Annotated in this window: 8 protein-coding genes and 1 pseudogene; 4 read left to right on the top strand and 5 right to left on the bottom strand. The window is 54.0% G+C overall.

What is annotated here, in order from left to right; translation table 11 throughout:
* Positions 1-241, bottom strand: a pseudogene (locus tag K5905_RS21825) (5-formyltetrahydrofolate cyclo-ligase); the annotation flags it as partial.
* A 632-nt stretch (positions 242-873) separates the two neighbouring features.
* Between K5905_RS21825 and K5905_RS21820 the strand changes: the two are divergent.
* Positions 874-1,680: an amidohydrolase gene (locus tag K5905_RS21820; RefSeq protein ID WP_297587696.1), complete on the top strand. Its 807-nt coding sequence runs from the start codon at positions 874-876 to the stop codon at positions 1,678-1,680.
* A 321-nt stretch (positions 1,681-2,001) separates the two neighbouring features.
* Positions 2,002-2,883, top strand: a complete 882-nt coding sequence (locus K5905_RS21815) for a DMT family transporter (RefSeq protein WP_297587693.1) — start codon at positions 2,002-2,004, stop codon at positions 2,881-2,883.
* A gap of 102 nt (positions 2,884-2,985) precedes the next feature.
* Here the strand turns inward: K5905_RS21815 and K5905_RS21810 are convergent, their stop codons facing one another.
* The 3 genes from K5905_RS21810 to K5905_RS21800 are packed head-to-tail and all read right to left on the bottom strand — an operon-like array spanning position 2,986 to position 6,102.
* Positions 2,986-4,050, bottom strand: coding sequence for a TRAP transporter substrate-binding protein (locus tag K5905_RS21810; RefSeq protein WP_297587690.1), 1,065 nt, complete (start codon positions 4,048-4,050; stop codon positions 2,986-2,988).
* Positions 4,051-4,075: 25 nt separating this feature from the next.
* Complete coding sequence (locus tag K5905_RS21805; RefSeq protein ID WP_297587687.1) at positions 4,076-5,632, bottom strand: TRAP transporter large permease subunit; 1,557 nt, start codon at positions 5,630-5,632, stop codon at positions 4,076-4,078.
* Entirely contained in the window at positions 5,629-6,102 is a 474-nt protein-coding gene (locus K5905_RS21800) for a TRAP transporter small permease subunit (protein ID WP_297587684.1), read from the bottom strand. The genes K5905_RS21805 and K5905_RS21800 overlap by 4 nt, the downstream gene beginning before the upstream one ends.
* A gap of 493 nt (positions 6,103-6,595) precedes the next feature.
* Between K5905_RS21800 and K5905_RS21795 the strand changes: the two genes are divergently transcribed.
* A complete protein-coding gene (locus tag K5905_RS21795; protein WP_297587682.1) occupies positions 6,596-7,138 on the top strand; it encodes a peroxiredoxin in 543 nt (180 codons plus the stop codon).
* An 85-nt stretch (positions 7,139-7,223) separates the two neighbouring features.
* On the opposite strand, the gene K5905_RS21790 is transcribed toward K5905_RS21795, so the two are convergent.
* On the bottom strand, positions 7,224-7,367 hold the full coding sequence (locus tag K5905_RS21790; protein ID WP_297587679.1) for a hypothetical protein: 144 nt from the start codon (positions 7,365-7,367) through the stop codon (positions 7,224-7,226).
* A gap of 115 nt (positions 7,368-7,482) precedes the next feature.
* Here K5905_RS21790 and K5905_RS21785 point away from each other — a divergent pair.
* A partial coding sequence (locus K5905_RS21785) for an amidohydrolase family protein (protein ID WP_297587676.1) occupies positions 7,483-7,931 on the top strand: 449 nt, incomplete at its 3' end.

Here is a 7,931-nt window from a genome sequence, read left to right as displayed (position 1 = left end):
AGTAAACGGCAATTTTCTCAGCCGGATTTTCCTGCAATATCCTACGCAGGTGAGCGATCAACTGAGTGGTCTTTTCCTGACGCTCGCTGTTTTCCAGCCGCCTCCGCCCTTCGACAAGACGAGCCCTTTCTGACTTTCGAAATTGGCTGACATCCCTGAAGGTCTGCAGGTCAACAATATGACCACCGATTATCTTGCTAGCGTAACAAACGGGATCACCGGGAATGTCATCGTCGCTCATTTGTTTCCTCCGAAGGTTCAAGGCTGCCACGACAAACGCCTCAGGTTTGATCTCGCCACAGGGCCATCTGCTTTTCGAGCATTGATAACTGTTTGAATTTCGAACGGGCAAGCATTTAGATCACCGCCAACTTTCATGTTCGGGTTCTTATAGCCGCTAGGTCTGTGCTGCGTCCTTGCGCCGTATAGGGAGGTCGAGGGCCTGGGCAGATTTTTGGGCGTACATAGCGGGTTTGCTGTCAGGCCCATTGGCGCTGCAACTGGACGCGACCGTGCATGTGTCGCTTCATCCAATGCCTGAACTACAAGACCGGGTTTCCGCATCACCCCTTGCGATTTAAAGTCATGGCCCAACGACCTTTGGAGCGCTCCAGAAATTTGCTCCCCCCATTCGGGACGTTCATTTCCGTCATGGATGCGACGCCAGCCTTCTAGTTCTCCCTTGGACGTGGCGCAAATACCAAGCTTCTTTTGCCAAACCGCGTGGACGAATGTTGAGTTTCGTCACAGGTACCGACAGAAGACAGTCTTGCCAAAACGGTCTGCTCATCCGGATACCTCGCAACACTCCTATAGCCCTGAGTTGTGCTACGCTCCAAAACAATCGTCATCGGAATTTTCAGGACTTTGAACATGCAACGGATTGATGCGCATCTTCATCTTTGGGACACGACACGGTTTGACTATCCGTGGTGTCAGGGCGGTGCGTTTCCCGGACTGCCGGCAACGTATCTGCTGGAAGATGCCATTGCAGAGGACGAGAGCACGGATACCTCTTATGTTGTGATACAGGCGGAGATGGATCACGCGTCCGATCCTGTTGAAGAGACGGCATGGGTCCAGAGCATCGCCGACAGCCACCCGCAAGGGGACCGGATAGAGGGTTTCGTGGCTTATGCGGATCTTTCCAAACCTGATATTGAAGCCGTTCTTGAACGGCATGCACGGCACACTGTCTTTCGCGGAATACGTCAGGAAATCTGGTGGCAGCTCCCCTCTTCCCGCCCGGATATTCTGGAAGAAGATTTATTGGCAAGTCCCACCTGGCGCCAAGGATTCGGCGCACTTGCCGGCGTCGATGCGTGCTTCGATCTGACCTGCTGGCACACTCAACTAAAGCAATTTGCAGAATTCCTTTCAGAATACCCGACAATACCTGTCATCATCGACCATTTGGGTTCACCGATTGCAGGGGATGAGGAAGCTCTCGCCAGTTGGCTTGAAGGCATCAAGGCGCTTGCCGCGCGGCCCAATACATTCATGAAAATCTCTGGTCTGGCACAGGCGGATCCAAACTGGACACCTGAGAGCATCAGGCCTCTTGTCGATCAGGTAATAAATGTCTTCGGTGCGGATCGCTGCCTGCTCGGGAGCAACTTTCCGGTCGAAAAGCTCGTCTCGACCTATAGAACTGTTTGGGATGCCTATCGGGTGCTTTAACGACCGAAGAACAGGAAGCTATTTACTTCAGGACGGCGCAGCGCGCCTATCGGCTTGAAGGTTGAGACCTGCGATCGAATTCACCAGGGTAACTTTATTCCTCACCGCCCGGGAAACCACGTCTATTGCGTCGGCACAGCCGATTTCAACTACGGCGCCTTCTCGAACCATACCATACGCTTCATCTTGATCATGTGCACCGCGGACCGTATTGAAGGTCGCACAAGTCTTCACTCCGCCTCATGAGACCGTTTCAGGCGAAACCAACCTTGTAGCGTCTTCGATCTACTGATTACCTGCTCCTCTTCTGGAGGAAAAATCGTGCAGACGGCTACCACGGAATCAGGAAATCAGGTCACATCCGGCATCGTCCTGATGCTCGTCGGTGTGGCTTTTCTGAGTGTCAGCGATGCTATCGCAAAGCTGCTGACGGCCGGATATTCACCGATTCAATTCCTGTTTCTGCGCAATCTTATCGCGCTGCCATTTGCAATTGCGGTTGCTCTCAAACTGGGTGGCACGTCGGCCCTGCGCTCTTATCGTCCAGCCGCGCATTTGCTGCGCGGTGGTCTTTGGCTCACGGCTGCAACGCTCTTTTTCACAAGCTTCATCTATCTCGGGCTCGCCGAAGCAACGGCCCTGGTCTTTGTCATGCCGGTCTTCGTTACCGCTCTCTCTGCTCTGGTTCTCAAACACCCAGTCGGTTGGCGGCGTTGGTCCGCAGTTCTGGTAGGTTTCCTGGGTGTCATCATAGTCGTTCGACCCGGTTTCGGAACATTTCAAACCGCATCGCTTCTGCCGCTCGCAACCGCATTTTTTTACGCGTTGCTAATGCTCAGCGCTCGATGGATCGACCCGCGCGAGAGCGTGTGGACTCTCATGCTCTATCTTGTTGGTTCTGGTGCATTTCTCGGAGCATTCGCAATGCCTTTTTTCTGGGTTGCGCCCCGTCCGGAAGATTTTTCGCTGTTCCTCGGCATTGCATTCTTCGGAACAGCCGGAGCCACGCTGATGACGCAAGCATTCCGCCTCGCTCCGGCAAGCGTGGTGGCTCCGCTGGACTACACCGCACTGCTCTGGGCAACCTTGTTCGGATGGTTGCTTTGGGAAGAGATCCCGGTTGCCGCAACTTTTGTCGGCGCTACGATTATCATCGCGAGCGGAACCTACATAGTCATTCGAGAGCGCAAGGCTTCGACCTGATTGCAGACGCCCACCGTCAACCTTGAACGATACCTCTGACAAGAGAAACCGCCAAAGAAACTGAACCCCGCCGGAGAAACTTGCGCTCCGGCGGGATATCGATCAGACGCGCTGTGTGAACGTCGCGGCTTTCACTTCCACAGCATAATCCTTGGCAAGATCCAGAAACGCGTCGTAGCTTTTCTGAACCTTGGCAAACGCCGGATTGGCTTCCGCATTTTCAGTCATGACTTCGGCAACTGCGATTTTGAGAGCGGTGATGACGTCCTCGGGGAATGCTCCGAAGGTCACGCCGTCAGCTTTCAGTTTCTGCATGGCGACCGCGTTGTAATAGTCGAACTGCGCTGTCGTTTCGACGGATGAGGCTTCGGCAGCGTTGGCGACGACTGCCTGCAAGTGTTTCGGCAATCCGTCATAGGCTTCCTTGTTGACCACAATCTCGAGAGCGGCAGACGGCTCGTGGAAAGCCGGCACATAGCAATATTTGGCGACCTTCTGGAGACCGAATGCCATGTCCAGCATCGGACCGACCCATTCAGCCGCATCGATTGCGCCGGACTGGAAGGACGGGAAGATTTCAGGAGGCGGCAACAGTACGGCGTTGACACCGAGTTTCCTCATCGCTTCGCCGCCAAGTCCGGCAATGCGCATGTTGAGACCTGCAAGATCATTCAAGCTCTCGATGGGTTTCTTGAACCATCCGGCAGCCTGAACTCCGGAATTTCCAGAATAGAACGGTTTCAGGCCACGCTCGGCGTAGATTTCGTCCCAAAGATCCTGGCCGCCCCCATAGCGCAGCCATGCGGTTGTTTCCACTGCAGTCATACCGAAAGGAACAGCGGAAAAGAAATGCAGGGCCGAATTCTTGGAAGCAGCGTAATAAGGGGTGGAATGGCCGATTTCAGCCGTGCCTTGCTCCACCGCGTCTTCCACACCGAAGGGCGGAACAAGTTCGCCACCGGAGAACACTTTTAGGGTCAACTGGCCGTCGGACATGGCGGCGACACGTTCGGCGAATGTGGTGACGTTTGTGCCGACACCCGGAGCCTTGGCCGGAAAGGAAGTTGGCAGTTTCCACTCGATCTTGCCCTGGGCGATGGCGGGTGCCGCCAGCAGGCTTGCAGGTGCAGCGACAGCCCCTGCTTTCAGGAAATCGCGTCTTTTCATGTCGTTTCTCCCTAATATCAAAAATTCAGAACAAGACCGCAGGCAGCCAAGTCGCAAGGGCCGGAAAGGCGGCTACCAGGCCAAGCGCCAGCAATTGAATTGCGACGAACGGAACCACCGCAGCATAGATCTCTGATGTGCGGATGTCCCTCGGCGCAACAGACCTGAAATAGAAAAGCGCAAATCCGAATGGCGGCGTCAAGAACGACGTTTGCAGGTTGAGCGCAATCAGCACCGCGAACCAGACCGGGCTGATATCCGACTGCAGGATGATCGGTCCGACGATCGGCACAACGATGAAGATGATTTCCACAAATTCCAGAATGAAGCCGAGCAGGAAGATCACCAGCATGGTCAGGATCAGCATACCGATGGCACCCCCGGGAAGAGCCTGAAGCAGGTCGCCGACGTGCTCATCTCCGTCAAAACCGCGAAAGACCAACGAAAGCACGCTGGCGGCCATGACAATCCCGAAAATCATGCCGGTAATGGTCACAGTTTCCCGAAGCGCCGGCAGAAGAATTTCCCGTCTCAGAAGCGATGTTGCAATGGACAGGAGTAGACCGAAAGCGCAGACCGTCAGGAGGACAGACAACGAAGACGCGAGAGACCAACTGATCCTGCCGCCAGAAAACTCCAGACCAAGTATCCCCGTCTGACGCATGGCAAGAAGTCCGATTGCAAATGCCGCGCAAAAGGTCGCCGTGCGCGCCAAAGTACCGCCCTGCCCCGCAGCCGCGATCAAGATGGCGCCGGCGACACCGACACCAGCGGCTTCGGTCGGCGTGGCGATGCCCACCAGAATGCTGCCAAGCACCGCCACAATCAGTCCAAGAGTCGGAGCGATGTCCTTGATCAGCTGCAGCGACGAGATCTTCTCGCCATCGGCGGCCTGTGCTTCTTGCGACGGCGCGCGTCGAAGGCGAAGAAGCACGTACGCAGCATAAAGAGCCACAAGCAACAAACCAGGAAACAGAGCACCGGCGAACAGATCTCCGACGGTGACGGGATCAGGGGCAAAATTGCCCGCTTCCTGCTGGGCCTCAAAATAAGCATTCGAGATCTGATCTCCCAGGAGGATCAAGACAATCGATGGTGGGATGATTTGGCCGAGCGTTCCGCTGGCGCAGATCAGACCACTGCTCATGCGTTTGTTCACCCCGGCATTCAGCAGCGCCGGCAAAGTGATCGTGCCTAACATGACGATGGTTGCGCCGATAATGCCCGTGGAGGCGGCAATCAATGCGCTGACTAAGACAACTGACAGTGCAAGCGCGGACTGATTGCCGCCGAGCACTGCCGTCAGGCTCTTGAGCATCTTTTCCGCCTGGCGAGATTTTTCAAGCAGCAATCCCATAAGCACGAAGAGCGGAACTGCGAGCAGTAGAGGATTGGTCATGATGCCATAGACCCGCTGCGGCACCGCCTGGAAGAAAACCAGATCAAAATCGCCAAAAGCAGCCGCCAGAAGCGCGATCAGGGTCGGGGCGCCGGCGATTGCCAGAAGAACGGGAACGCCCGACAAGATGCAGGTAAAGACGGCCAGCGTCATGACAATGAGCCAGATGATGTCAGCACTCATGCATCAGTCCGCCGAAATGCGGCAATGAGCCGGGACAGCGTGAGCACGATCACCAGCGCAGGCAGGATCAACAGACAGGTTTTGACAATATAAAGTCCAGGCAACCCGCCTGTCTCTGGCGAGCCTTCCAGAATGGACCAGGAACTTCGCACCAGCGGATACGCGGTCCACAGCATCAAACCGAATACAGGCAGTGCCAAGAACAGGTTGCCAAACAAATCGATCCATGTGTTGACAGCGTCGGGCAGTTTTTGACGAAAGACGTCGACACGAACATGTTTGTCCGCGTCAAAGGCAACTATGACCGACAGGGCGACCAGGGAAGCAAAGGCATAGTTGACCGCGTCCTGAATCTCCAGAAAGCCGATGCCGAGCAGATAACGCATCAACACCATGGCCAATTGGCCCAGAAACACGATTGCAGTCAGACCGATACAGCCCCACTTCACCGCAAGAAACACATGTCGCATCAACGGCCCATGTCTGAAATTACGATTAGCCCCATGGCTGACACCGCAACGTTGCCTGTCAGCGCTGTGCCAGATTAATCAGCATATTTTGCCATGTATATAATCATATGTTCTCCCGTCGGACGACAAGAGCGGTCAGCGACGTGTTCTCCCCAGGACATTTTCCCGAAGACATTCGTTGGCGGTGCGGCATGAAGCCTCATCTAAAACGGGATTTTTTGCATTCTGCTCCAAAAGGAAAAATGATGCTGAGTTCAAAAGCTCTTTAACATCAAATTCCTATCTCAGAACAGGTTGGCATTCTATTCCTGTTTTTAAATTATTCTAATGTGCAAAAACTCCTTGCCGCGACGCAGCAATTAAGCTAGCTGAAAGCTGCAAGATGCTGCGCGTGCTGCTTCCGAATTCGAGCCCTATCACCGGACGGGGACCGATACTATTCCTTCCCGAGAAGCCCCGGCATCGTGAGAAATTGAAAACCAGGAGTTAAGCTATGCTCGGCAAAAATGTTCCTTTTGTTACCTTCCGCACCCGCGTTCGCGACGAATCCATCGAAGGCTCGAATCCGTTCCGCTGGGAAGACAAAACGAGCGACGATTATTTCAAAGGCAAGAAGGTCGTTCTGTTTTCGCTTCCGGGTGCTTTCACCCCGACCTGCTCCACTTTCCAGCTGCCGGATTTCGAAAAACTCTTTGAAGAGTTCAAGGCTGAAGGTGTCGACGAGATCTACTGCATTTCCGTCAACGATGCGTTCGTGATGAATGCCTGGGCCAAGGCGCAGGGTGTTGAAAACGTCAAGGTGATCCCGGACGGTTCCGGCGAGTTCACCCGCAAAATGGGTATGCTTGTTGCCAAGGATAATCTCGGCTTCGGTATGCGCTCCTGGCGCTACGGTGCTGTTGTCAACGACGGTGTCGTCGAGCAGTGGTTCGAAGAAGAAGGATTCTCCGACAATTGCGAAAGCGATCCGTACGGCGTTTCCTCGCCGCAGAACATTCTGGAAAAACTTCGTGCTGCTAAGGTAGAGGCGGCTTAAGCCCTTACACGCAGATCAAGCTTCCGAAAGCCCGGCCAAACGGCCGGGTTTTTTGTTATCTTCTTCCTCCTCCATACTCCTGTTTTCAAACGAGACCGGCAACAAGCGCCTGTTGCGAAATGACACCTTCGCCGATGTCTTTCACACCACTCCGCAAACCGTAGATCTGAACGATCCCGTAAGCTTCCCGCTGGACATACGCTTTCCAGGTAAACTCCAAATTGAACAACGCGCACTTGACGCAATGTTATTTTCGTAAAATCATCAATTTCGATCAATGAAAACATAGATACTTTTTAAATCCGCAACACCAAACCGGGCTTTTTCTTTATCGGGAGGCGGAAATGAAAGCGATAAGAGGAGCATTTCTCGATTTTTTGTACGATCCCTTCTACAAAGACGAGGAAGAATCTGTTCGCTACTTACCCGACGGGCTCTTGATTATTGATGGCGACAAAATCTCGGATTTCGGGCCATACGCAGAGTTGGCTGGCAAATACGCTGATGTCGAAACCACCCTCCATGCCAATCGACTGATAATGCCGGGGTTTGTTGACACCCATGTGCATTATCCGCAAACCGAGATGATCGCCGCATTCGGTGAACAGCTGCTGGAGTGGTTGGAAAAATATACGTTTCCGACCGAGCTCAAGTTTCGGGACAAAGTCTATGCCCGATCTGTGGCCGATCGCTTCCTGAATATGCTACTGACAAACGGCACAACGACGGCGCAAGTGTTCACCACCACATTTCCGCAGTCGGTTGATGCCTTTTTCGAGGCCTGCAGTGAGCG

It is taken from the genome of Roseibium sp., from assembly GCF_025698965.1.
Lineage (GTDB): Bacteria > Pseudomonadota > Alphaproteobacteria > Rhizobiales > Stappiaceae > Roseibium.
Note: the sequence above shows the minus strand (reverse complement) of the source record. Positions and strands in the feature narration are given on the sequence as shown.